Here is a 24,260-nt window from a genome sequence, read left to right on the forward strand (position 1 = left end):
CCCGGTCCGTCCATAGACTCGACGGGATGGATGTCACCCTCCGCCCCACAGCCCCGGCCGACATCGAGTGGCTCGTCGAGCTGCGCGCCGCCGTGCTGCGCGCCGACCTCGAGCGCCTCGGCCGCTTCGACGAGCACCGGGTTCGCGAGCGGATGCGGGCGGGCTTCCGCCCGGAGTGGACCCGCATCATCGTCGTCGACGGGACGGATGCCGGCTGCATCACGACCCGCCCGGAAGACGGCACCCGCTGGATCGAGCACTTCTACGTGCCCGCGTCGCTGCAGGGGCGGGGCATCGGCAGCGCCGTTCTGCGTTCGGTGATCGCCGAGCCGCACGGCGGTCCGACACGCCTCAACGTCCTGCAGGGCAGCGCCGCGAGACGCCTCTACGAACGACACGGCTTCGCGCTCGACAGCGAGGACGACGTCGACGTGTGGCTGACCCTGCGCACGGAAGCCTGATACCGAACGTCGATATCGTCGCCGTGTGCCGCGATTCGTCCGATTCCAGAGCGCGGTTTCCAACCGGAATGAACGCTTCCCGGGCGTCTTCGCCCCGGAAAGCGGTCTGGCGCACGACAGGATACGCCAGCCCGGGGAAGAAGCCTGGTGGCGGGCGGCGAACGACCGAGCCAACAGACTCTACGAGCGTCAACCGCGGTGTGCGGGCCGAGTGCATCTGATTGACTGTGTAACTCGCTCGGAGAGCACAACGATCGCGGGTGCCGCGTGGCCGGCCCGGGCCAGTGTCAGGGGCCCCCCTAGCGTTGCCGGAATGGAGATCATTTCACCAGTGCTCGTTGCCCTTATCGGTAGCGCCGGCGCAGTCGGCATCTTGCAAACAATCCAGATGCTCAGCACTCGGCGGCGACTGCATGCAGCGATTCGTAGTAACTCGGCACTGCTTGCGAACCTCGAGGACGGTGACGCGGCGGCCTCCCTGAGGCAAGCCATAACAACGGACAGTCTGAAGCTGGCATCCCTCTCGCTCTTCCGCCCTGCCCCAGCGCAGGGCGGCTGGCCGGTTCCGGTCTTCTACTTTTTCGGTTTCATCTCGGCGAGCGCGCTCGTGGCCCTTGTCATCGGGGGCTGGAAAATTCAGGTGTTCATCGATCTCATGCCGCTGATTGTCATGGTCACATTCGTCATCCTCTTCTCGCCTTACCTCCTTCTCGTGACGATGTCGTCGCGGCGTCGACAGCAGTACGTTCAGGCCGCGCTAACGCTTGCAGAATCCAGCCCGAAGATCGTGACAGCAGACGTGCGCGCTGGTCGCCGCGCGCTGGCGCAGCGGAGGCAACGCGCGATCAACCGGAACAGGCGCCGGCAGAACGCCACCCTCGAGCAGTGGACATCTCTGCGACGCCATGCGATCCGCCGGCGACGACGGCGACGCTCAGTTTGGTACACGATCCTCTCGATCTAAGGTGGCTAGCTTGGTCCTTGCATCGACCGCGCCGGCAGCGGATACGGGGATAGCGGGCGGCATTGCCAGACCTGGCCGATGCCATGCGGCGCCAGCCGCGCGGCCTAGGCCGCTCATTGGACGGCGCGACCATGGACTCTGTGCAGGTGATCGCTCCCCTTCACGCACGCGGAGAATTGGCCGTTCACCAGACAGAGCTCGTGACGACTACCCGTCATCGGCCGCCGGTCGTTGCCGGGGGCACAGCGTACTTGAACCCGACGTGCGAGTCGACGAAGCCGAGCCTGCGGTAGAACCGGTGCGCATCGACGCGCGCGGCATCCGATGTGAGCTGCACGAGGGAAACGCCGAGCTCGACTGCCGCGGCATCCACCACCCACCGCATGAGTGCGGTGCCGATGCCGGATGAGCGTTCGGCACTCGCGACCCGGACGGCCTCGACAAGCAGGCGGGTGCTCCCCCGCCGCGCCATTCCCGGGATGAGGGTCAGCTGCAGGGTCGCCACGACCCGACCGGCATCATCGGCGGCGACCAGCAGCTCGTTCGCCGGATTCGCGATGATCCGCTCGAGCGCGTCGGCGTACGCGCCGCGGTCCTCATCGCGCGCGACGTCGCCCCGGCCCGCGCTGATCGGGTCGTCCGACAGCAGCCGCACGATCGGGTCGAGATCGTCCGGCGTCGCACGCCGGACGACGACATCCGCCGCGCGTGCGGAAAGGGATGCCGGGAGGTTCAGGCCGTCGATCACGGTCTCTATTCTCCGACCTGCTCCGGTGCGCGCTCAGCGGCGTGCGAGGTTGCCGTCGGCCCATTCGCCGAGCTGGCTGAGGATCGGCACGAGGCGCGACCCGGCGTCCGTGAGCGCGTAGGTGACCGCGACAGGTGGGCCCGACTCGACGCGTCGGACGACCAGCCCGACATCCGAGAGCTCGGTGAGCCGATCGGAGAGCACCGCGTCGCTGATGCCGGCGACGGCGCGACGCAGGCCGACGAACGAGAGCTCACCCTGCCCGAGCACGTCGACGATCATGCCGTTCCACCGCTTGCCGAGCACCGAGAACGCGTGCGACACCGCAGCATCGCACTGTCGCGCATCGTGGGGCTCGGCCATCCCCCTATCGTACGTGTGCTAGCGTTCCCGAAGTCGCTTTGTTTTTCATAGCCCCTCTGATCGGAGAAGCGCATGACCCTCTTCCGCCTGGATGCCAGCATCCTCCCCGCCACCTCAGCCAGCCGCGAGCTGGGCGACCTCGTCGAGGCCGAATGGCTCGCCGCTCACCCTTCGAGCAACGTCGTGCGCCGCGACATCGCCGCCGATCCGGTCCCGGCGACCGCCTGGCGGGATGCCGTGACCGCCGGCTTCACACCCGCCGAGCAGCTCACCGACGGACAACGCGAGGCGATCGCCCTGCGCGAGCAGCTGGCGGACGAGCTCATCGGCGCCGACGCCCTGCTCTTCACCGTGCCGCTGTACAACTACGGCGTCTCGCAGCACGTGAAGACCTGGTTCGACCTGGCATACACCGACCCGCGCATCGACCCGCAGGGCACGGCGCTGCGCGGCAAGCCCGCGACCCTCGTCACCGTCTTGGGTGGCAACTACGAGCCCGGCAGCCCGAAGGAGGGCTGGGACCACTCGACCGGATGGCTTCGGCGCGTCTTCGCAGACGTCTGGGGCCTCGACCTCACGGTGGTCCACCGTCCCTTCACCCTCGTGGGAGTGAACCCCGCGCTCGACGCCTTCACAGAGGCGGCGGCCGAGTTGCGCGCGAACGCCGAACGGGATGCCGTCACGGCCGGCCGCACCCTCGCGGCATCCCACCCCGCCTGACCGACCGCCACGCCCCGTTCTCGCGTTCGAGGGGCGGGGCGCCTCGCCGGCGCTCCGCCCCTCGAATGCTCACCTCACGACATCGGGGTGCCGTTGCGGAGGTACTCCACCGCCTCGGCGGCGTTGTCGCCGTTGGCGAGCGAGCCGTGGACCGCGTCGTCGAGGATGGTCAGGTTCCCACCGAGGAGCGCATGCGCGAGCGTGCCCCACGGCGCGGGGGTCACCGTCTCGGAGGCGTGAGCCACGATCTGCAGCTTGTCTCCCGCGTCACCGGAGGTCAGGACAAGCGGATGCGCCTCGATCGGCCATCCCGCGCAGGCGGACGTGCCCGCGAGGCCTCCGCTCAACGGGTGCTGCATGCGAACCTGCGGATCGCTGCCGATCGCTTCGCTTCGGGCGAGGTGAGCAGACCAGACGGCCTCGGGGTCGGTCGCGCCGGTGTACGCGTTGCAGGTCAAGGCCGTTCGCGTCGTGAGATTGGAGGGCACGTAGCTGTCGGGCGATGACAGGCCGTCTACCACGACGTCGTCGGCGACACCGGCTTCGTCATCGCTGCCGTACGCGACGTCGGCTGCGACCAGATCGTCCAGGCTCATCGCTGCGTCGTGCCTGAGGTCGACCATGCTGTCCAGCAGCATGTGACGTACGCGGTCGGGATACTGGGCGAGATAGGCGGCGCCGAGCTCCGTTCCCCACGACACACCGACGTAGTCGACCTGGTCAGCGCCGATCGCCGCACGGACGCGGTCCATGTCGCGAGCCGCGTTAGCCGTGGTCAGCTGAGCGAAATACGCGGGGTCTTGCTCGACGCATGCCTCGTTCGCAGCCGCGACCGCGACCGAATAGTCCACCGCCACCCGCTCGTCCACGGTTCCCTCGGGCAGCGGGACGTCGAGCGAACCGTCGCAATTGATGCTCGTCGAGCCGCCCGTGCCACGAATGTCGATGCCGATGAGCGTGTGATCCGTTGCCAGATCCCCCATGCCGGAGGCTGCGAGCAGGGCGGGCGTCGTTCTCCCCTCGAGGCCCGGCCCACCGGGGTTGGTCAGGATCGTGCCGGCGCTTCGCCCCTCCGGCACCATTCGACTGACGGCGATGGTGATCTGCCGCCCGTCGGGATCGTCGTAGTCGAGGGGAACCGAGACGTTCGCGCACTGCATCCGATCGCCCCACCCGTCGAGCGGCGAGGGAGTCTCCATGACGTCATAGAGCGCGGCGACCTGCGAGACCAGACCGTCGCACGATTGCCACGCGATCGCGTCCGCCTGAGGGGACGTCGGTGCCGAGGGGGCGACGCTGCAGGCGCTGAGCAGTCCGCCGAGGGCGAGCAGAGTCGCGGGAAGGAGAATCGAGGAACGAGGTGAGTGATGCATGACGCCAGCCAAACAGCCCGGGGGATCGGCCGCGTCAGCCGGAGGACGCTTCCGCGGCATCCTCGCGAACGATGTCGGGGCCCACTCCAGCCGTACGCGACGGGGCGCCCGGACCGTCGTCCGAGCGCCCCGCTCATCCGCGCCGCAGCGCGTCAGCCGGTCATCACCACAGCACGAGGAAGCCGCTGAGCCCCAGCGATCCCTCGACCGTGTCGCTGCCGTTGTAGGTGGCGACGACGACCTTCAGTCCGCGCGACTGCCGAGGCAGCTCGACGCGCGCCGTGCCGTCGACGACATCCGCGCTGTAGCGGGTCGAGTTCACCCAGATGTCGACGGTGCCCGTAGCCGGGGCGCCCCCGGTCGGGGTGACCTTCACCGAAACGACGTACGGCTGCGAAGCCGTCCCGACGTACCGGTTGAGCGACACCGTCGTCGCCGAGGCGAACTTCACGAACACCTCGTTCGACACCGCGGTTCCGACCTGCGGGTTGCCCTCCGCCGTCGCGGTCACCCGCACCGACAGAGCCGTGCCGACATCGGCGCGCGTCACCTTGTACGACGCCGAGGTGGCGCCCTCGATGGGCTCACCGCCGCGAAGCCACTGATAGGCGACGCTCACCTCGGCGGGGTCCCACTCGCCGGCTGTGGCCGTCAGCGTCGCCCCGACCTTCGCCGAGCCGGTGACCTCGGGCGCGACGACCGCGACCGGGGCTCCCTGGCCCGACTCGACGTCGACGATCGTCCGGATCGACGAGTCGCCGTAGCGCACCACGCCCACGTACGACGTCTCGGGCTCGAGCCCGGCCCACGACAGGGTGTAGGTCGCGCTCTCTCCCTGCACCGTCGGCAGCGGGTCAGGTGTCGCGGTGAACTCGCCGCCCGACACCCCCGCCGCGACGACCGCGGTGGTGAGGTCGTAGGTGAACGGCTCGCTGAACGAGTACCGGTTGACCTTGACCAGGTAGGTGCCCGCGGTGGGAGCCGTGAGCGAGACCGCCTCGTTGGCCGACGCCGTCGCCGACGACCACTGCTCGTAGTAGCGCAGGTCGTCGGGACTCACGACGCGGTACACCGTCATGTCGAGGTCGGTCGTCTCGGTCGCCTCGGTCTCGACAGCGAAGCGCGCGAACTCGGTGCCCTCCGGAACGTCGACGATCTCGTACGTGTTGAAGCCGGCCTCGCCCTCGTCGTAGAACGAGTCCTGGTCACCGGAGTGACCGGGCACCTCGGGGAAGTCCGGGTTCACGCGCAACTCCTGCGGAACGAGACCCGACAGACCGAGGTCGATCTCACCCGTCAGCGAGGGCGCGACGGTGACGTCGACCGAGCCCGTGACGCCCGTTCCCGAGACCGACGCCGGAGCGTCGACCGGCACCGGGAAAACGGCGATCGGCGAGCGCACATCGTTTGCTCCGCCCGTCCAGGTGAGGAAGCCGGTGGCCCACTCGCCCATCGGTGCGTCGACGCGCGACAGCGTGATCTCGACCGTGGCCGACTCGCCCGCCGCGAGCGTCACCGACGACGGCGACACCTGCACGTCGACGCCGGGGACGGATGCCTGCGCCTGGTACGTCCCGGCCTCGGTGGCCGTGATCGTGCGGGTCACCGTCTGCGGCGCGCCGAGCGCGCCGACGCCGATGGAAGGCAGGTTCAGGTCGCTCGGATCGATCGGGTCGACGCCGAAGTCACGCAGTCCCAGCCCCTGCAGGTACGCGGCCCAGTCGGCCGGACCGTTCAGGTAGAGCAGGCCCGGCTCGAAGTACTTCGTCGGGTCGGTCTGTCCGGCCCCCTGCGTGAACGGGTCGGTGACCGCAACTCCGGCGGCGTCCACCGTGTCGTAAGCGGTGGTCATCATCGCCGACTTCACCTCGGCGGGAGTCGCGAGAGGGTGCTCACCGAGGTAGAGCGCGGCGAGGCCGGCGACGTGCGGCGACGACATCGAGGTGCCCGAGAGGATGCCGAACGTCGGGTCCTCGTCGATTCCGTTCTCGGTGGCCGCGAGGATCGCGACGCCGGGAGCGGTGATGTCGGGCTTGATGACATCGCTGCCGTCGGCGAGCATCGGCCCGCGGCTCGAGAAGCCCGCCACCTGCGGGACCGGGGTCTCACTGCCGGTGACGTTCTCGCCGATCAGGGTGACGACGCGGTCGGTGCCGCCCTGCACGTACTCGAGCACGGCCGGTCGGGCGGTGTCGGCGACGTGCACGGTGGGAACCGAGTGGAAGTCGTTGTCGAGCGACGCGGGCGTGACGTTGGTCAGGATCATCCCGATACCGCCGGCCTCTTCGACCGCCTGCGACTTCTCGACACGGGCGTTCGACCCTCGGTCGCAGACGACGATCTTGCCGGTGACCTTGGCCGGATCGAGCGAGCCGAGCAGGCAGAGCTCGGGGGTCGCGGCACCGGCCAGACCGGCGTCGCCGGCGAAGACCGAGGGACCCGAGATCGTGTCGCCGAAGCCGACCGAGACGGACGCACCCGCGAACTGGGCGGCCGAGGCGTCGCCCTCCTCACCGAGGCGGACGGTGCCCTCCCAGGTCGGGATGGTGGATGCCGCGACCGTGGCGTACCAGGGCGAGGCGTGATCGGCCGTGACCGGGTCGGGGCCGGAGTTGCCGGCGCTGGTTGCGACGAAGACACCCGCCGCCGCCGCATTGAAGAACGAGATGTCCTCCGGTGCGAGCACGGTCGTGGCCGAGCCGCCGCCGATCGAATAGTTGATGACGTCCACGCCGTCGGCGACGGCCTGGTCGATCGCGGCCAGCAGGTCGCTGAGCGCACAGATGTCATCCGTCGTGACGAGCGGGTCGGGCCCGACGTAGCAGGCCTTGTACGACGCGACCTTCGCGGCCGGCGCGACTCCCGAGATCGAGCCGAAGTCGACCCCCTCGACCGTCGCGTCGACACCGTTATTACCCGCGGCGGTGCTCGCCGTGTGCGAGCCGTGTCCGTCGCCGTCACGCGGCGAGAGGTGGTCGTCGGCGAACGAGAACCCGTTGGCGGCGGCACCCTCGCTGAAGTAGTGCGCCGCGATGAGCTTGGTGTTCAGGAGCGACGGGTCCCAGGCATCCTTCGTCCCGGCATCCTGATCGACGACCGTGCTGCGGAACTCGCCGCCGTCGGCCTTCGTGAACACGACCTCGTCGCCGTCGCGGTAGGGCTGAGCGCCCGCCGAGCCGCCGAGCGCGTCGCCGGCGAATGCCGGGTTCTCCGGCGCGATGCCGGTGTCGACGACGCCCACGACGACGCCTTCACCGGCAGCATCGATGCCGCCGACCTTCTCCCAGACGCCGCCGGCGCCCTCGAGGCCGAGGAACTCGGTCGAGGGAACGGCGTCGACGTGACGGATCTCGTCGGGGAAGACGCCGAGCACGCCCTTCTTGGCCGCGAGCTTGCCCGCCTGATCGGCGGTCAGCTGAGCCGCGAACCCGTTGAGAGTGGTCTGGTAGGTCGCGTCGGGGGTCGCGCCGACCTCGCTCGCGACCTCTTCTTGACGCTGTTCGAGGAAGCCGGAGTAGTCGGTCACGGCGCGCGACTGGACGTCGAGACGCTCGCCCTCGTCGGGCTTGGTCGGCGCGAGACCGGCCTCGCCGCCCTCGTAGGTCGCGACGGGAGCCTCATCGAGCAGGACGATGTAGCGCCCGCTCTCGCTCTCGATCGGAACCGGGATGTTCACCCCCTCTCCCGTTGCAGCAAAGGATGCCGTTGCGGCAGAGCTCGTGAACAGTGCAGCCAGGGATACAGCCGCGACTGTTCGCAGGGTGGTGCGAACCATGTGCGCTCCAGTGGGGGGATGGATGAGCAGTCCGCGCGGCGTCGTCGGCGCGCGGTGAAGTCAACCTAGCTCACAGTTCCGACACAAGGAACCCTCGGCTTTCATTCAGGTCACGGGAGCGTTGAGGTGACCGAGCCATTTCTCACGGCCGGGAGGGGAGCCCCGCGCCACCCGTCCCATAGGCTGGGCAGGTGGCCACGGCATCCCGCCTTTCGACGCGCGTCCTGCTCGTCTGCGCTGCCATCGGGGTCGCCACCGGCCTGCTCGGCGGCATCGAGGGATGGCTCGCGGTTCCCGTCATCACGGGCCTGCCGATCGTCTACGGCTTCCTCCTCGGCATCCACGTACTGCCCGGAATCGTGGCGCAGGAGACGCTGCGCCTGCCTTGGGTCGCGCTCATCACGCACCTGATCGCGGCGCTCGCATCCGCTGCCGTCGCGCCGCCCTACACGTTCCAGTTCCTGGGAACCGCCCTGCTGTTCGGCGGCCTGCAGGAGGGCGTCGCCGCTCTCGTCCGCTACCGCTCGTGGGCGCCCTGGCGGTTCTTCGTCTCGGGCCTGGTCATCGGCGTCGTCGTGGCCCTCGCCGTGTTCTTCGCCGCGCACCTCAGCGCTCTCCCGCTGTGGGCCCAGGTCGCCTACCTCGCCCTCGCCGTGCTCGGCCCCGTCGCCTGGACGGCCATCGGGCTGTGGATCGGCGTCGGCCTGCGTCGCGCCGGCGTCGCCCGTCGCTGAGCACCCCGCGCGCCTTTCGAGGCGAAGTTAGGGTCGGCTAAGCTAAGCGCATCCGATCCGATCCGAGGACGCCCGTGACATCCGCTGCATCCGGTGCCGCCACGGCGGGGACGCCGGTCGCCGCGACCGCATCCGCGCCGCTGCTCGCCGTGCGCGATCTCACCGTGACCTACGAAGGATCGGATGCCGCGGCGACCCGAGGCGCGTCTTTCTCCATCGAGCCCGGCGAGGTCGTGCTGCTCCTCGGCCCGAGCGGCTCGGGTAAGTCCACGGTCGCCCTGACGCTGAACGGGCTGATCCCGCAGTCGATCCCGGCGACGACCGAGGGCACCGTACTCGTGTCGGGCGAGGACGCCGCGACCACACCGCTTCCCCGGCTCAGCACACGCGTCGGCATGGTCTTCCAAGATCCCGATGCGCAGCTGGTCACCGGCACCCTGCTCGACGAGGTCGCCTTCGGCCCCGAGAACCTGAGGCTGCCCGTCGACGAGGTACTCGCCCGCAGCGAGCGCGCGCTGCGCCGCATGGGGCTCTGGGAGCGACGCCACGAGAACCCCGACCGACTCTCCGGCGGCGGCCGCCAGCGCCTCGCGATCGCGTGCGCGCTCGCCATGGACTCGCCGCTTCTCGTGCTCGACGAACCCACCGCGAACCTCGACCCCGAGGGAATCGAAGACGTTTACGCTGCACTCGGTGAGATCGCCGCCGCGGGCGACCGGGCGATCCTGCTCGTCGAGCACAACCTCGACGCCGCCATCGGGTTCACCGACCGCGTCGTCGTCCTCGACCACGACGGTCGCACGATCGCCGACGGTCCGATCGACGCGGTGCTGCGCGAACGGGCTGCCGAGCTGCACGAGATCGGGGTGTGGCTGCCGGTGTCGACCCTCGCGGCCCTGCGCCTGCGCGAGGCGGGCTATGTGCTCGAGCCTCTCCCCCTGACGCCGGAAGAGCTGCGCGCGGGGCTCGAGGCAGCGGCATCCGGTGACGAGAATCGGACGATCACGCCACCGTCGGAGGCGACCTCCGATTCGGTCCGAGTTCCGCGCGATTCTCCGACGCGCGCACCGACGCCGGTGGTCTCGGTGCGCGATCTGACGCTGCGCCGAGGCCGGGCGATCGTGCTCCACGACGTCGATCTCGAGGTCGCAGCCGGCGAGTTCGTCGCGATCGTCGGCGCCAACGGGGCCGGCAAGACGAGCCTCATCCAGGCGATCGCGGGGTCGTCCGCGGCCCGCGCGGGCGCATCGACCTCGGCGGCCTCGATCCGAACCGGGCCGACCCCCGCACGGTCGCCGAGCGCGTCGGTTTCGTCTTCCAGAACCCCGAGCATCAGTTCGTCGCGCATACGGTCTTCGACGAGCTCGCCCACGGTCTGCGCCGCCAGCGGATCGCCGACGACGAGGTGCGCGAGCGCGTCGACGGGATGCTGCGCCGCTTCGGCCTCGAAGCGCACGCCCACCGGCATCCGTTCCTGCTTTCCGGCGGTCAGAAGCGCCGCCTCTCGGTCGGCACGGCCCTGATCGCCGGCGCCCCGGTACTCGCTCTCGACGAGCCGACGTTCGGCCAGGACCGAGCCCGCGCCGACGAGCTGCTGCACGTGCTGCGCGACCTCAACCGCGACGGCACGACCATCCTCGTCGTCACCCACGACATGCAGCTGGTGAGCGAGTACGCCGAGCGCTGCGTCGTCGTCGGCGACGGCCGCATCGTCGCCGACGGACCGACCGCCGACATCCTCGGTGACGACGACCTGCTGCGCTCGGCTGCACTGCGGATGCCGCCGCTTCGCCGCGCCCTGCACGGGCTCGATGCGTTCCCGGAGCTGTCGGGCGTCGCACGCCTGCGCGACCTGCCGGGGGGAGCGCGGTGAGCGCGACGACGAGCACCGCGCTCGACCCCTACGCTGCAGCACCGGCCTCGCGTCGGCTGCTGTTCCGGCTCAATCCGCTGGCGAAGCTCGCGGCGCCCCTCCCCGCGATGGTCGCCCTCATCTTCACGCGCGATCTCGTCACGCCGCTCGCTCTCCTCGCACTCGCGTACGGGGTGCTTCTCCTCGGGGCGCGGTGGACGGTTCGCACCGTTCTGCTGCTCGCGGTCGCCGTGCCCGTCGGCATCCTGATGGTGGGAGCGGGGATGTCGCTGTGGGTCGACGCGTCGCGCGTGGCCGACACACCCGTGCTCCTGCAGCTCGGCGGCTGGAGCCTGCACGCGGGAGCGTTGCAGATCGGCATGGCCACCGGGCTGCGGCTGGGCGCGATCGCCGCACTGGCGTTCATCGCGGGGCTCACCACGACCGGACCCGATCTCGTCCGCGCTACCGTCCAGCAGCTGCGTGTGCCCTACCGCGTCGGGTACACGGCACTCGCGGCGTTCCGGTTCGTGCCGCGCTTCGGCTACGAGCTCGAGCTCATCCGGCAGGCCCACCGCGTGCGCGGGGCACACGGCGGGCGCGGCCCGTTCGCCGCGGTCGCCCGATGGGGCGGGTACGTCGTCCCGCTGCTGGCCGGCGCCATCCGTCACGCTGAGCGAGTCGCGCTCGCGATGGACGCGCGTGCCTTCGGCGCCCACCGCGACCGCACCGAGCGGCACCTCGTGCCGTTCCGGCGTCGCGACGTCGTCTTCGTCGCGGGTTTCTGGCTCGTCTCGGCCGCGATCCTGTTCGCTCTCTTCCCCTGGGCCGCGTGATGCGGACCGCACCCTGTCGACTCGCCACATATCGCGGATGCGGGAGCGCCGGCATCCACGTTTCTCGGCGAGTCGACGGGGCCGCACGGGGATCTCACTCCCGGAAAGGATGGGCATGACCCGCAACCTCGTCAAGCCGGCGACGCCCGGGCTGGTGCGTCTGGACGTGCTGCGCGCCGAACGTCTCACCCCCCATTGGATGCGGGTGACGTTCGGCCGCGGCGACATCGACCGGTTCGTGCCGCTCGGCTACGACCAGTGGTTCCGCCTCTTCCTGCCGCTCGGCGGTGATGAGGCCCTTGAGCGCATCCCGGCGAAGGCCAACAAGCTGTTCGGCTACCTGAAGTACCTCCGCATTCCCGAGGGCGAGCGGCCGGTCATGCGCAACTACTCGGTGCGGGCGTACCGGCCGGCGGGGCCGTCGGGCGGCGCCGAGATCGACGTCGACTTCGTGCTGCACGGCTCGGGACCGACCGCGGGCCCCGCCTCGCGCTGGGCGTCGCAGGCTCACGCCGGCGAGAGCGTCGTCATCATCGACGAGGGGCTGCGCTTCAACCCCGAGCGAGGAGTCGACCGGGTGCTGCTCGTCGCCGACGAGACGGGCGCACCGGCTGTGGCCTCCATCTGCGCGTCGCTGCCGAAGACGGCATCCGGCATCGCCCTCATCGAGGCTCCTTCGCGCGACGACGTCCTCGACTTCGAGGCCCCTCCCGGGATCGAGGTGCGGTGGCTCGTCCGCGAGCCGCATGCGAAGCCGGGGTCGGCCGCCCTGACGGCTCTGGGCGAGCTCGGCGCAGGCACGTTGCCGGCGCATCCCCTGCACGCATTCGTCGTGGGCGAGCAGTCGCTGCCGACCACAGCCCGACGGATGCTCATCGCCGACCACGGCATCCCGAAAGAGCAGATCAGCTTCGTCGGCTACTGGCGCGCGGGCGCGAGTTCGCCGACTCCGAGGTCGCAGGCGACGGACGAGCACGACCCCTCCGACGCGAGCCGGGGCTCGGCGGAATCGGGGGCGTCGGCATGAGCGCCTCGCCCCGGTCGCGCGCCTCGCGTGCCTCACGCGTCTCGACGGCGTACCTGCTGACCTGCGCCGCGATCGGTGTCGCCGCGAGCGCGTTGCTCGCGCCCGCCTGGATCGCGTCGACGACCCTGTTCCTCACGGTGCCGTTCGCGACCGTCGCGATCGCGGGGCTGTGGGTGCTCCCCGCCGTCATCGCCCTCAGGCTGCTGCAGCGGCCGGGCGCAGGGCTGCTCGTCGGGCTGATCTCGGGACTCGTGCTCGCGCCGTTCTTCACCGTCGGATCGGTCGCGACGATGCTGTACTGGTCGTTCTTTCCCGAGCTGCCGTTCCTCGCGACGCTCTACCGGCGCTGGAACACCTGGCTGCACTACGCGGGCGCCGCGATCATCGGCGCGACGTATCCCGTCTTCGCGGCGCAGTCGTTCGACCTGTGGAGCATGGCCACGCCCGTCCTCATCGGGTTCGTCGCCCTGTGCATCGCGAGCTGCCTCGCGGCCACCTGGCTCGGCATCCTGATCGGCGACCGCCTGCGCGCCGCCGGCGTCGCGACCCTGGCCCGCCGCCGCGCGCCCGCCTGACCCTGCCCGCCTGCCGCCCCGTTTCTCCCCCGTCCCCCTCCATCGACTCGCCACGAAGTGCGGATGCGCGGGGGGCGGGCATCCGCACTATCTGGCGACTCGACGCGGGGAAGGGGGGCTCAGTCGGCGTAGGTCGGGGCGGGCGGCATCCCGAAGAAGTCTTCGAGGGTGCGGTAGCCGCCGTCGGCGTACAGGGCGGCGAGCTCGGAGCCGATGTAGCGCAGGTGCCAGGGCTCGTACTCGTACCCGGTCGTGTCGGTGAGTCCGTCGGGGTACCGGATGATGAATCCGAAGCGGTGCGCGTTCGCGGCGACCCAATCGGATTGCGCGGTGCCGCCGAACTGCTCGATCGCCCCGCACCCGCCGTCGCACGCGACCACATCGACGGCGAGGCCGGTCTGGTGCTCGCTGTGCCCGGGACGGGCGCTCGTGAGGTCGGCGTTGCTCTGGCCGAGCTGTCCCACGTAGTTGCGGTACGTCGACACCTGGAAGTCGTACGAGCGGAAGCCGCTGTTGACCCCGATCGTTCCCGCACCCTCGGCCTGCGCGGCGGCCACGAGCTGCGCGAGCGCCAGCGCCACGTCCGCCCGCATGTGCCCGCCGCTCGTCCGCTCCACACCCTCGGCCCGCGCTTGCGGCTCAGGCCAGTAGTCGATCGGATCGAGCGCGTTCAGCTTGTTGACGACGACCCAGGTGCGTCCCGCCTCGTGCAGGTCGACGCAGGGGGCGGCACCGGCCGCGACGGCAGCACGGAAAGACTCCGCGCCGCCCGCAGCGGCGAAGACCTCCGCGTCGGATCCCGATGCCAGAGCCTGCGTGAAGGCCTGCGCGGAGCAGATGTCGGCCGTGCCGGCGGCATCCTTCGTCGCGTCGTCGACGGCCTGGTCCCCGGCAGCGTCGCCGGACTGCGCGGGCGCGGGAATCGACGACGCGTTGGGCGCGACGGCTGCGCGGTCGCCGAGAAGAGCGGCGACCGGGTCGGCGGGAGCGCCATTCGATCCGCTGAGCGCCGACGTGATGCCGGCGGCGCCGCCGACGACGAGTCCGACGAAAGCGAGCGCGGCAACGGCCGCGACAGCGCGGCGGCGGACGTAGACGGATGCCGGCAGGCGCACGGATGCCGTCAGGGCATCGGCCTCGGCCGATTCGAGCCCAGGTGATCGGCTGTGCGGTGATCGACCTGCCGGCGCCGGTGCGTGGTCGTCGCGCGGACGGGTGGTCGCAGACCCCGAAGCGGCGGCCCGCTCACGCAGCTCGCGCCGCGAGGGAAGGGGTCGCGCCTCCGTCGACCGCTCGCGTCGCGAGCGACGCGTCTCGGAGTCGGTCGGGTGCACCACGACCCCCATCCTGCCCTACGCGTTCGGTGCGGTTCCGATCGCAGCGCGGTTCATCCGTGAGCCGAGGTGCTCCAATAGGCGGAGACGGTATCCGGGTCGAGCCGAGGGATGAGCGTGCGCCGAACGTCCTGGAGGATCACTCCCACCGCTGCCATGAGCGCCGTGTCGGTGACGAGGTCTCGCGCCCCATCCTCGACTCGCAGCGCACCCGGCACCATCGTCAGCGCAGCCTCGATAGCGCAGCTCTCGCCGAAGCGGTCAGAAACATGTTCGCCAGGATGCGCTGATGCAACGGCGACCTGTTCGCAGAGCACGATCACCGCGGCGCGAAGCTTGCCGTAGCCGGGTCGCGAGACGAAGGCAGAGAGGTTGTCGTCAACGAGCTGCTGCACAGCACCGGCAAACGCACCCCAGGCACTCGCCGGGGGGCGTATGTCCCACCGGACCACGCCGCGCCGCGGCTTGGCGTAGAGCATGGGCTGGGGGCGACTCCAGTGCATCGCGGGCAAGAGCCGCAGACCCGTCATCGGCTGATGCCGCCACCAGGCCCTCGGCGCCTGAGACACACCACGAAACACGGTGGCACGGCGCAGACCTTGCGAGGCGTTGCCGATGAGGCTCTCGCCCACGTCGTGCTCGACCAAGTTCGGATTGCTGACGAAATGCTTGAGACCGCGCGTGTGAGCGAACTCGAACAGAGCGTGATCGTCGGGGACCTCGAACGAAAGGCCACGAAGCCAGTCGGCGAACTCTTGCGCGAGGCCCGCCTTCATCAGCGCGGCCTGAGTGCCCAGGTAGGTGTCGACCTGCGGGATCCAGGCCGCCCCTATGAATGCGCCGACGCGAATCGCGTGTGAGGTGAACGAGCCCCATTCGCTGAAGAAGCTGAGCACGGCGTCCGGCTGAGCGGCCACCGCATCGATAACCTGCGGCTCGAACTGCGGATGGAGGAACACGTCATCCTGAATCACCAGGTGATGGGTGGCGGTGTGATCGAAGGGCTTCCACGCCTCCCTCGCCGTGCGGACGGTGCTCGGCCGTCCGGCCGGGTCGGGGTCGGTCACGACGCGCACGGCGAACTCTTCGAATGCGCTCGCCAGAGCTTCCGCGTGCGCTGCCCGGCGCGGATGCGTCATCACCGAGACGGAGATAACGGGTCGCGGGAACAAGCTATCGGAGGGCTCGCTGAGTGGGATCGTTGCGCTCACGCTCGCGCTTGTCATTCCGTGGAAGCCGAGGCGAGCAACTCGCGCGCGATCACCTTCACGGAGGGGAACGCGTCGAGCTCGTCGATCTCGATGCTCGAGAACCAGCCCGCGTCGTGAACCTCTCCGACCGCGGGCGTCAGGGCGCCGCGCTCCGACGTGTGCAGCACGAAGGCCATGTCCATATGGATGTGCGCGGGTTCGCCGGGGCGCTCAGGGATGAGCTGATAGCTCATGCTGATCGGGAGGTCGAGCTGAGCTTCGGTACGACCGTCCGCGGAGAGGTCGACGCCCGTGTGCGGGCGCAGCACGGCTGCCACGCCGGTCTCCTCGAACACCTCTCTGACGACCGCCGCCTGGGGCGTCTCGTCCTCGTCGACATGACCCCCCGGCGGAAGCCACTTCGCGAGCTTCTTGTGATGGATGAGGAGTATCCGGTCCGCTGTGGGATTGAGCACGTAGCCACTGACGGTGAACTGTTTTGCGTACGACGCGGTTCGATCGATGATCGTCATCGTGCGGCACCGTTCACGCTGGCGCTCACCGCGCCGACAATCAACTCCAGATCAGTCGAAGTCAACCCTTCGTGAGTCGGAACGGTCACGATCTCCCGGAACACGCGTTCCGCTGCGGAGCACGCGGCCGTCCTGTAAGCCGCGAAGGCTGGTAGGTCGTAAAGCATGGTTCCCCCGAATCGATGCAGGTCCGAGATCACGCCGCGCTCCGCGAGGCGTCGTCCGACCTCTTTCATGTCGAGCTCCGTCGAGTCACGGCGGAGGACGAGAGAGTAGTAGTTGGGGATGCCGAGTGCTCGCGCCTCCCATTCGTGCAGCGGAACGCCGAGTCGTGCAAGTTCATCCGTGATGAAGCGAGCATTCCGAGTGCGCTCCTCGATCTTCGCGTCGAGCCGATTGAGTTGTGGGATTCCAAGCGCCGCACCCAGCGCCGATATACGAAAGTTCAGCCCGAAATCGTGCCCGTATGATCCCGCCGTGCCAGGCTGGCCCGGCGCGTCTTGCTGCAGCTTTCCAAAGTCCCGCACCGCACGGAGCCCCGCGATCAGATGCGGCTGCTCGGTCAGGATGAAGCCCCCCTCGCCGGTCGCGATGAGCTTCCGCTCCTGAGTACTGAAAAAGGCGGCGTGCCCGATCGTTCCCATCCGCGCGCCCGCTTCGACTGATCCGTGGCAGTGAGATACATCCTCGATGAAGAAGACGCCGGCATCATCCGCCAGCTGACGCAGCCGGGAACTATTCGCTGGGTACCCCCACATGGGGACGGTCACGACCGCTTTAGTACGGGGAGATAGAACGGCGGAGACAGCCAGAGGGTCGAGACCGAAGGTCGACGCTTCGATGTCGGCGAACACCGGCACCGCGCCCACCGCGATGACGGGCAGAAGACTCATCACGGGGGCGGTTGGGGGAAGAATGACCTCGTCACCCGAACTGATGCCCGCGGTTATCAGGAGGGCATGCAACGCAGACGTGCCGCTGGACACCGCGATCGCGGTGCGGCCGAAGTAACTGCCAAGCGCTGCCTCGTACTCGGCCACGCTCGCCGCGGTGCCGGCGAGTTGCCGGGTCTCAAGCGCCGCCAGCACCGCCTGGCGCTCAGCATCTCCGACGTTGACGTAACGGTTCTCAAGCAACGGGCGCTCCGATCCTGGTGTGCTGGTGCTCGACACGGTCCATCACCTCGTACATGTGGAGCGCGTTCTCGATAGTGTGCTCTGCCAAGGCGCCGTCGATGGCGCCGATGAACTCCGTGAACTGCCGCTCGTAGCCCGTCCGACGATAGCCGCTTGACATGGGACTCGGCCGCCACGTACTCCGCCACCACTTGGGGGACGCAGTGTAGAGGTGGTCCTGGTCGTGACTGTAGACCTCGACCTCCAGCAACGAGTTGACGACGATCGAGTTGCCGCGATCTGAGACCGCTTGAAGCGACCAGTCGAAGTAGGGCGAGCTCGACGAGGCGACCAGTTCCGCGGTGAAGGGCGTCAGCGTCCCGTGTCGCGTCATCTGTTTCCGGAGCGTGACGAGGTAGCCGGCGTCCGACTCATAGGTATCGATGCTCTCATCGTCATCGAGCGGTTGACCGAAGTCGAAGACCACTCCGAGCGCATGAATGACCTGAGAGAGCAGGAACGACCGGAGGCGTCGTCCCGTGGTCCACAGGTCATCGTCCGGCTTGTTGTTCATGTGAGCGACACGGAGGTAGCTGAGCCTTCCGAACGACTCCTCGGCCAGCGCCGCTCGAACGAACTGCAGCGGCTCGCTGTAGCCGAAGTTCAGACCAACTGACGTGATCGTGCGGTGGATTTCATTCATTTGGACGAGATCGCGCAGGGCAGTCGTGCTCAGCGTGGGCGGCTTCTCGATGAACGTCGGCATGCGAGATGGGATGGTTCGCCGTAGAACGGCTTCGTGAACCTCCGGATGGCTCGCTACGACGACGGCATCCAATTGCTCCAGATCCAGCATGGAATTGAAATCAACGTACGCAGCCGCTCCGTACGTGCGCGCGGCCCTGTCGAGGCGGGTTCGATCGGCGTCGCAGACAGCGACCAAGTCGACGTGGTCGACGAGCCCGAGTGCGGGAAGGAGGTTGTTCCACCCCTGCTCACCCACTCCAATGAATCCCACTCTCTTTGCAGCTGACGTCGATGTCACAGCACACTCCCCAATCCACCACGGTGTCGTTGATTCCAGTTTGGTGACTTCCATCCCACCCACCGGCACCAGAGCGTACGAGCATACGTGCGATGGAAAGTGAGTAGCATTGGCCACTCATCGTCACAGAAATCAGGAAACTTCATGGCGCGCGTACTCCTGGTCCCATGGGGCAGCGGCAACGGCCACATCATGCGAATGCTCGCTCTAGCCCGCGCCGGCCGGGAAAGCGCGCACGAATTCACCATCGCGACGGACACGCCCAGCCAGCAAGACCTCGTCACTCGGGAGGGATTCGAGGCGGTCACACTTGGCGACCCCTGGGCAGCTCGCGTCGGCTCCTGGGGTGGTTGGCACATCGAGGAGCGGGTCGCCGAGGGCGTGAGGTCAGACTTGCGTCTCCTCGATCAGACGCAGCCGACAGTGGTCATCCACGATGGCAGACCGACGCTCGCGATCGCGTGCTGGCGCCGAGGGGTCCGTTGCACCGCCGTACTGCAGAGCATTCACCTTCCACAGCACCGCTACGCGGGGCGCGGCGTGGAGGAAATCTGGACCAGCGGCAACGCCACATTCCATGCCGTTCTCGCGCGGATGGGCTCGTCGTACCGGATGAGCGACCTGCGGGAGCTCATCAGTGGGCCCCCGACGTTCATACCGAGCTTCCCGCCCTTTGACGCACTCGGCGCGGAGGTCGACGGCTCCCGATACATCGGCCCTTTGACAGGCGTCTCGTCCCCACTGCCCGCGCGGCGCGCAGGCCCCGAACCCGATCGGGACGTGGTGCTCTACCGCATGGTCGGCACGCCTCAGCTGCTGCGCTCTGCCGAACGAGCGTTCGGCGAACTGGCAGAGCGAGTGCATATCGTCACGGGTAGCGCCGCCGAGACCGCTGCGCTCAGAAACGCGTCGGCGGGGGCGTTCGCTATATCCACACTGCTGCCCGCCGACACGCTGAGTCATGCACGTGTCGCCTTCACGCATGGCGGTCATGGCATAACGCTCACCATGCTCCAGCTCGGGGTCCCATCGGTGGTCGCTCCCGGCGGGAGCCCCGAGCGAGCTGAGAACGGCGACCGACTCGAACACCTCGGCGCCGGAGTCGTCCTCAGAGGCACGGCGCCGATCCACTCATGGGCGGCGCACGACGCTCGAGAGGCGACCTTCGATTGGAGAACCGTCCGCGACGCCGTCCACGTCGTCGCGGAGGAGGAGGCATACCGCGCCGCGGCTCGGTCGCTCTCAACCGCACTGGCTCGATACGACCTCGCCACGGAATACCGACGGCTCTTCATGTCGGCGTCCGTGCCAGAGCTCTGAACGCCGATGAGAGCTGCATCCCGCTTTCGCGCGCACCGAAGCGCCTACACGGTCGTCGCCGCCACCGCGCTGGCGAACGGAGTGACATCCGTCGGCATTCCGTTGCTGCTGGCCTCCGCGGGCCTCGACTCGGTCCAGATCGCTGCGTTCTTCATCTTCAACGCCGCCGTGGCGGTCCTGCTGAACACCGTGGCCCTCCGAGCGATAACGCGCCGCCAATACCCTCCCCAGGCTCTTCGGCTCACGACGGCCCTCTCAGCCCTCGGCATCGCGATCATCGCGTTCAACCCCACCGAACCGGCCCTGCTCTACACAGGTGGAGCACTCATGCTCTTGACCACGATGACCTTGCCGCAGATCATGGGCAGGACCTCCCGACAGGCACCCCCTGCCGACCGCGACGCGATCGTCATTGATCTGCGACAGATTCTGGTAGCCGGCTACATCAGCGGCCTCCTTTTTCTATCGCTCGCGAGCCTCGGCGGCCCCCTCGCCCTCCTCGCCGGCGCGGCGTTCACAGCAGTGGGCGCAGTGGCGAGTTGGTCGCCCCGTCTCGCCCAGACGCTCGAACCGGAGCCGACCCGCCCAGTGGCGTCTCACCGGGGCGCGCGGTCGGTCGCCATTGCCGCACTTATCGTCGCGATCGGGTTGGTGGGGACCATGAAGGCCGTCGACGCTCTGCGGGGAATCTACCTACCCGTCTATATCGTCGAGTCGGGGCTACCTGCCTCACTGGCCGCGGCTCTCTTCGCCGCCACCGCGATCGTCGAACTCGCCGTTCTCCCCCTCTTAGCGATCGTGACCGCACGCATCGGCCCCGCGCGCTGCCTTGCGTTCGTCGCCGCCTCCGGCACCGTTGCTTTCCTCGTTCCCTTGCTGACCCCCGGCGTCCCGGGACTCGTCGCCTCGCAGGTCATCTATGCAGTGTTCGCCGCAGGCTTCCAGGGGGTGGGGCTCGTCTTGCTTTCGCGCGTCGCGAGCCGGGATGCCGGCCTGGGCGCCGGGCTGTACGTCGCGGTGATCCAGATCGGCACGGTGATCGGAGCAGTGTCCCCGCTTGCTGCGTCGACAACGCAGCAGGGCATCTTCGTAGCGGCGATCGCGATGTGCGGCGTCTGTGTCGCTTTAGCCATCGCTCTGGCGGCGATGAGGAAGCCGACCGAGGACGAGCGCGGTTGACAACCCTTCGAATATCTGTTCGAATCTTCTCATGCGATGGCAAGGGCAGCAGATGGGCGTGGCGGATTCCGCTGCGTTGCCCGGCCTCGAGACGCTCAACGGCCTCGTGCGGTCGGTGACGACGCCGGACTTCGCGGGCGTGACCTTTCACGAGGTCATGTCGCGTTCGGCGCTCAACCGGGTTCCGGGCCCGTCGGCGATGCCGTTCGACTGGACGGTCAACCCGTACCGGGGTTGCACGCACGCGTGCGTCTACTGCTTCGCGCGCGGCACGCACGAGTACCTCGACCTGGATGCGGGTGCCGACTTCGACTCGCAGATCGTCGTCAAGCTCAACGTCGCCGACGTGCTGCGCCGCGAGCTCTCGAAACCCAGCTGGGCGCGCGAACAGGTCGCTCTCGGCACGAACACCGATCCCTATCAGCGTGCGGAGGGCCGCTACCGGCTCATGCCCGGCATCATCACCGCCCTCGCCGACAGCGGAACACCCTTCTCGGTGCTGACCAAGGGCACGCTGCTGCGCCGTGACCTGCCGCTGCTGGCCGACGCGGCGCGTTCCGCGCCGGTCGATCTCGCGATGTCGATCGCGGTGCTCGACGAGCCGCTGCGGCAGGTGCTCGAGCCCGGTGCACCGACGTTCGCCGCGCGCCTCGACACGGTGCGAGCCGCCAGCGCCGCGGGATTCCGGGTGACGGTCTTCCTCATGCCGATCGTGCCGCACCTCACCGACTCGGTGGATGTGCTCGATGACGCACTGAGCCGCATCGCGGACGCCGGTGCCGCGCGCGTCGTCTACGGCGCGATGCACCTGCGGCCGGGCGTCAAACCCTGGTTCCAGCAGTGGCTCGCGCGTGAACGCCCCGACCTCGTGCCGGTGTACCGCGGCCTGTACCCCGGGGCCTCGGTGCAGGCACCGCAGGGCTACCGGCGCATGCTCGCGGCGCGCGTCCGGCCTCTGCTTGCGCGGCACCGCCTTCGGGGCGGGCTCGAGGAGGAAGAGGCGCAGCCGAGCACCCGACGGTTCCGACCGGGACCGGTGGTTACGACCTCACGAGGCCGAGCCGCTGCCGCGGCATCCGCTCCGACCCTGTTCTGAGCCCGTTCCGACCCCCGGGCGCCGCTCCGAGCCCGCGGGCGCCACGGAGCCGTGCCCGCGCGCGGGGTCGGCGCAGCCCCATCTCGTGCCGCCGTCAGGCTCAGCGCACAATCCGAGACCGCCAGGCGGCGCGAACCTCTGCTCAGCCTGCAGACGGGACGGGTCGCCCGGCACGGGTCGGACCGCGCAGGCACAACGTACGGGCGAATCCGCCGGGCCTAGGCACACGGCCGCGGGCAGAGCGCGGGCCGGCCAGACCGGACCGCCAACAGGCTCAGACTCGATCCAGGGCCGATTCCGCGGTCCAGACGGCCTTGCAGCCTGTTGACGGCACACCCGCGACGCCACACCCGCGACGCCACACCCAACGGAAACGCCCCGCCGACCGCCACGACCGTCGGATCACAGCGCTCGACGGGGCGTCGACGGGGCGTCAGCTCAGGCGTCGACGTTCGCGAGCTGGCGGCCCGAGACCTCTTCGAGGATGTCGTCGCCGGGGCGCACATCGTCGAACGGGGCGTCGATCTCGGCACGCTCGAGCATCTCAGTCATGCGACGGCGACGCTGACGCGTGATCAGGGTGACGACCGCGCCCGCCCGACCGGCACGGCCGGTGCGTCCCGCACGGTGCAGATACGTCTTGTACTCGTCGGGCGCGTCGGCCTGGATGACCAGATCGATGTCGTCGACGTGGATGCCGCGGGCTGCGACATCCGTCGCGACGAGCACCCGCACCTTGCCGTCGGTCAGACGCTGCAGGTTGCGCGTCCGCTTGCCCTGGTTGAGGTCACCGTGGAGCGCGACTGCCGCGATTCCGGCATCCTCGAACTGCTCGGCGAGCATCTCCGTATAGGCACGGGTGCGCGCGAAGACGAGGGTCTTGCCATCCCGGTCGACGAGCGAGTTGAGGATCTCGGCCTTGTCGCGGTGGTCGAGGACGAGCACGCGGTGGTCGATCGTCGACGTGTCCTGGCTCTCGCCCGCGACCTCGTAGACGGCGGGCTCGACGAGGAACTCGTCGACCAGAGCGGCGACCTCGCGGTCGAGAGTGGCCGAGAACAGCAGCTTCTGCGCGCCGTCCTGCACGAGACGGAGGATGCGCTGCATCGGCTCGAGGAAGCCGAGCTCGCTCATGTGGTCCGCCTCGTCGAGGACGACGATCCCGACCTCCGAGAGGTCGAGCTTGCCCTGGTTCTGCAGGTCTTCGATGCGTCCGGGGGTGCCGATGATGATGTCGACGCCCTTCTTGAGCGCACCGACCTGACGGGCCTGCGGAACTCCGCCGTAGATCTGCGTCGTGAACAGACCGACGCTGCGCGCGATCGCCTGGACGGTGCGGTCGATCTGCAGCGCGAGCTCACGCGTCGGCGCGAGGATCAGAGCCTTCGGCGAACGTCCGAACTCGCGACGCTTGCCGGCCTGGCTGCGCAGGATCGACTCGACGAGCGGAGCGCCGAACGCGATCGTCTTGCCCGAGCCGGTGCGACCACGAGCGAGAACATCCTTGCCCTCGAGGATCGGCGGAATGGTCGCCGCCTGAATCGGGAACGGGGATGCCGCGCCGAGCGCGTCGAGCTGACGGACGATGTTCTCGCCGAGGCCGAGATCGGCGAACGACGACTGAGCGACGGATGCCGCATCCACGGCCTCCGCCTGCAGGCGCTCGTGGACGGTGTCGACGTGATCCTGGTGTGCCTTCGACTTCGTCTCGGCGTTCCAGTCCGACCGGTTCGGCCGGTCGCCGGCGTCGCGGCGGGGACGGTCGCTGACGTCGCGGCGGGGGCGGTCGTCGAACGAACGAGCCGGACGGTCATCGCGGCGGGGACGGTCATCACGGTTCGGGCGGTCCGAGAAGTCACGACGCGGACGATCATCGAACGAACGAGCCGGACGGTCGCCGAAGTCACGACGGGGACGGTCATCACGGTTCGGGCGGTCCGAGAAGTCACGACGCGGACGATCATCGAACGAACGAGCCGGACGGTCGCCGAAGTCACGACGGGGACGGTCATCACGGTTC

The 24,260-nt window shown here is 69.0% G+C and carries 20 protein-coding genes and 1 pseudogene; 11 read left to right on the forward strand and 10 right to left on the reverse strand.

Features of this window, described 5'->3' with window-relative positions; translation table 11 throughout:
• Nucleotides 1–26 precede the first annotated feature (26 nt).
• A complete protein-coding gene (locus ACU6RU_RS04155; protein WP_446725969.1) occupies nt 27–461 on the forward strand; it encodes a GNAT family N-acetyltransferase in 435 nt (144 codons plus the stop codon).
• 313 nt (nt 462–774) lie between these two features.
• Nucleotides 775–1,425, forward strand: a complete 651-nt coding sequence (locus tag ACU6RU_RS04160; protein ID WP_446725970.1) for a hypothetical protein — start codon at nt 775–777, stop codon at nt 1,423–1,425.
• Between the two features lie 214 nt (nt 1,426–1,639).
• On the opposite strand, the gene ACU6RU_RS04165 is transcribed toward ACU6RU_RS04160, so the two are convergent.
• Both ACU6RU_RS04165 and ACU6RU_RS04170 read right to left on the reverse strand, forming a co-directional pair.
• Nucleotides 1,640–2,173 (reverse strand): GNAT family N-acetyltransferase, encoded by a 534-nt coding sequence (locus ACU6RU_RS04165; protein ID WP_446725971.1) that lies wholly within the window; start codon nt 2,171–2,173, stop codon nt 1,640–1,642.
• Between the two features lie 33 nt (nt 2,174–2,206).
• The gene (locus ACU6RU_RS04170) at nt 2,207–2,536 is read right to left on the reverse strand and encodes a winged helix-turn-helix transcriptional regulator (protein ID WP_120263758.1); all 330 of its coding nucleotides are present in this window, start codon (nt 2,534–2,536) and stop codon (nt 2,207–2,209) included.
• A gap of 72 nt (nt 2,537–2,608) precedes the next feature.
• Between ACU6RU_RS04170 and ACU6RU_RS04175 the strand changes: the two genes are divergently transcribed.
• The gene (locus ACU6RU_RS04175; protein WP_446725972.1) at nt 2,609–3,256 is read left to right on the forward strand and encodes an FMN-dependent NADH-azoreductase; all 648 of its coding nucleotides are present in this window, start codon (nt 2,609–2,611) and stop codon (nt 3,254–3,256) included.
• A 74-nt stretch (nt 3,257–3,330) separates the two neighbouring features.
• On the opposite strand, the gene ACU6RU_RS04180 is transcribed toward ACU6RU_RS04175, so the two are convergent.
• Both ACU6RU_RS04180 and ACU6RU_RS04185 read right to left on the reverse strand, forming a co-directional pair.
• A complete protein-coding gene (locus tag ACU6RU_RS04180) occupies nt 3,331–4,629 on the reverse strand; it encodes an alpha/beta fold hydrolase (protein ID WP_446725973.1) in 1,299 nt (432 codons plus the stop codon).
• 163 nt (nt 4,630–4,792) lie between these two features.
• Complete coding sequence (locus ACU6RU_RS04185) at nt 4,793–8,404, reverse strand: S8 family serine peptidase (RefSeq protein WP_120263761.1); 3,612 nt, start codon at nt 8,402–8,404, stop codon at nt 4,793–4,795.
• A gap of 191 nt (nt 8,405–8,595) precedes the next feature.
• Between ACU6RU_RS04185 and ACU6RU_RS04190 the strand changes: the two genes are divergently transcribed.
• The 5 genes and pseudogenes from ACU6RU_RS04190 to ACU6RU_RS04210 all read left to right on the forward strand — a co-directional run bounded on the left by ACU6RU_RS04190 (nt 8,596) and on the right by ACU6RU_RS04210 (nt 13,428).
• Entirely contained in the window at nt 8,596–9,138 is a 543-nt protein-coding gene (locus ACU6RU_RS04190) for an ECF transporter S component (RefSeq protein WP_120263762.1), read from the forward strand.
• A gap of 233 nt (nt 9,139–9,371) precedes the next feature.
• Nucleotides 9,372–11,011, forward strand: a pseudogene (locus tag ACU6RU_RS04195) (ABC transporter ATP-binding protein).
• The gene (locus tag ACU6RU_RS04200) at nt 11,008–11,826 is read left to right on the forward strand and encodes an energy-coupling factor transporter transmembrane component T (RefSeq protein WP_446725974.1); all 819 of its coding nucleotides are present in this window, start codon (nt 11,008–11,010) and stop codon (nt 11,824–11,826) included. Before ACU6RU_RS04195 ends, ACU6RU_RS04200 begins: the two are co-directional and overlap by 4 nt.
• A gap of 115 nt (nt 11,827–11,941) precedes the next feature.
• A complete protein-coding gene (locus ACU6RU_RS04205; protein ID WP_446725975.1) occupies nt 11,942–12,853 on the forward strand; it encodes a siderophore-interacting protein in 912 nt (303 codons plus the stop codon).
• The gene (locus tag ACU6RU_RS04210; protein WP_446725976.1) at nt 12,850–13,428 is read left to right on the forward strand and encodes an ECF transporter S component; all 579 of its coding nucleotides are present in this window, start codon (nt 12,850–12,852) and stop codon (nt 13,426–13,428) included. Before ACU6RU_RS04205 ends, ACU6RU_RS04210 begins: the two co-directional genes overlap by 4 nt.
• A gap of 119 nt (nt 13,429–13,547) precedes the next feature.
• Here the strand turns inward: ACU6RU_RS04210 and ACU6RU_RS04215 are convergent, their stop codons facing one another.
• Genes ACU6RU_RS04215 through ACU6RU_RS04235 form a run of 5 tightly spaced genes read right to left on the reverse strand, consistent with a single transcriptional unit; the run spans nt 13,548 to nt 18,645 of the window.
• Entirely contained in the window at nt 13,548–14,765 is a 1,218-nt protein-coding gene (locus tag ACU6RU_RS04215; protein ID WP_446725977.1) for a D-alanyl-D-alanine carboxypeptidase family protein, read from the reverse strand.
• Between the two features lie 50 nt (nt 14,766–14,815).
• Complete coding sequence (locus ACU6RU_RS04220; RefSeq protein WP_289330658.1) at nt 14,816–15,973, reverse strand: hypothetical protein; 1,158 nt, start codon at nt 15,971–15,973, stop codon at nt 14,816–14,818.
• 11 nt (nt 15,974–15,984) lie between these two features.
• Nucleotides 15,985–16,485, reverse strand: coding sequence for an NUDIX hydrolase (locus ACU6RU_RS04225; RefSeq protein ID WP_446725978.1), 501 nt, complete (start codon nt 16,483–16,485; stop codon nt 15,985–15,987).
• Complete coding sequence (locus ACU6RU_RS04230; RefSeq protein WP_301114284.1) at nt 16,482–17,657, reverse strand: DegT/DnrJ/EryC1/StrS family aminotransferase; 1,176 nt, start codon at nt 17,655–17,657, stop codon at nt 16,482–16,484. The genes ACU6RU_RS04225 and ACU6RU_RS04230 overlap by 4 nt, the downstream gene beginning before the upstream one ends.
• Nucleotides 17,614–18,645, reverse strand: coding sequence for a Gfo/Idh/MocA family protein (locus tag ACU6RU_RS04235; RefSeq protein ID WP_282501861.1), 1,032 nt, complete (start codon nt 18,643–18,645; stop codon nt 17,614–17,616). The genes ACU6RU_RS04230 and ACU6RU_RS04235 overlap by 44 nt, the downstream gene beginning before the upstream one ends.
• Nucleotides 18,646–18,789: 144 nt before the next feature.
• On the opposite strand from ACU6RU_RS04235, the gene ACU6RU_RS04240 reads away from it, so the two are divergent.
• The 3 genes from ACU6RU_RS04240 to ACU6RU_RS04250 are packed head-to-tail and all read left to right on the forward strand — an operon-like array spanning nt 18,790 to nt 22,240.
• Complete coding sequence (locus tag ACU6RU_RS04240) at nt 18,790–19,965, forward strand: glycosyltransferase (protein WP_289330655.1); 1,176 nt, start codon at nt 18,790–18,792, stop codon at nt 19,963–19,965.
• A 6-nt stretch (nt 19,966–19,971) separates the two neighbouring features.
• Entirely contained in the window at nt 19,972–21,144 is a 1,173-nt protein-coding gene (locus tag ACU6RU_RS04245; protein WP_446725979.1) for a hypothetical protein, read from the forward strand.
• Between the two features lie 31 nt (nt 21,145–21,175).
• Nucleotides 21,176–22,240 carry an Rv2578c family radical SAM protein gene (locus ACU6RU_RS04250; protein ID WP_289330653.1) on the forward strand — a complete coding sequence of 355 codons (1,065 nt, stop codon included), beginning with the start codon at nt 21,176–21,178 and terminating at the stop codon, nt 22,238–22,240.
• 438 nt (nt 22,241–22,678) lie between these two features.
• Here ACU6RU_RS04250 and ACU6RU_RS04255 read toward each other — a convergent pair.
• Nucleotides 22,679–24,260 (reverse strand): DEAD/DEAH box helicase (locus ACU6RU_RS04255; RefSeq protein ID WP_446725980.1); only part of this gene is annotated, 1,582 nt, incomplete at its 5' end.

The organism is Microbacterium sp. F1-18 (assembly GCF_052921305.1).

Bases quoted from the DNA above. Each gene is read 5' to 3' on its own strand.
- ACU6RU_RS04155 (WP_446725969.1), top strand. From the start codon at position 27: ATGGATGTCACCCTCCGCCCCACAGCCCCGGCCGACATCGAGTGGCTC.
- ACU6RU_RS04160 (WP_446725970.1), top strand. From the start codon at position 775: ATGGAGATCATTTCACCAGTGCTCGTTGCCCTTATCGGTAGCGCCGGC.
- ACU6RU_RS04170 (WP_120263758.1), bottom strand. From the start codon at position 2,536: ATGGCCGAGCCCCACGATGCGCGACAGTGCGATGCTGCGGTGTCGCAC.
- ACU6RU_RS04175 (WP_446725972.1), top strand. From the start codon at position 2,609: ATGACCCTCTTCCGCCTGGATGCCAGCATCCTCCCCGCCACCTCAGCC.
- ACU6RU_RS04180 (WP_446725973.1), bottom strand. From the start codon at position 4,629: ATGCATCACTCACCTCGTTCCTCGATTCTCCTTCCCGCGACTCTGCTC.
- ACU6RU_RS04185 (WP_120263761.1), bottom strand. From the start codon at position 8,404: ATGGTTCGCACCACCCTGCGAACAGTCGCGGCTGTATCCCTGGCTGCA.
- ACU6RU_RS04205 (WP_446725975.1), top strand. From the start codon at position 11,942: ATGACCCGCAACCTCGTCAAGCCGGCGACGCCCGGGCTGGTGCGTCTG.
- ACU6RU_RS04210 (WP_446725976.1), top strand. From the start codon at position 12,850: ATGAGCGCCTCGCCCCGGTCGCGCGCCTCGCGTGCCTCACGCGTCTCG.
- ACU6RU_RS04225 (WP_446725978.1), bottom strand. From the start codon at position 16,485: ATGACGATCATCGATCGAACCGCGTCGTACGCAAAACAGTTCACCGTC.
- ACU6RU_RS04240 (WP_289330655.1), top strand. From the start codon at position 18,790: ATGGCGCGCGTACTCCTGGTCCCATGGGGCAGCGGCAACGGCCACATC.
- ACU6RU_RS04245 (WP_446725979.1), top strand. From the start codon at position 19,972: ATGAGAGCTGCATCCCGCTTTCGCGCGCACCGAAGCGCCTACACGGTC.
- ACU6RU_RS04250 (WP_289330653.1), top strand. From the start codon at position 21,176: ATGCGATGGCAAGGGCAGCAGATGGGCGTGGCGGATTCCGCTGCGTTG.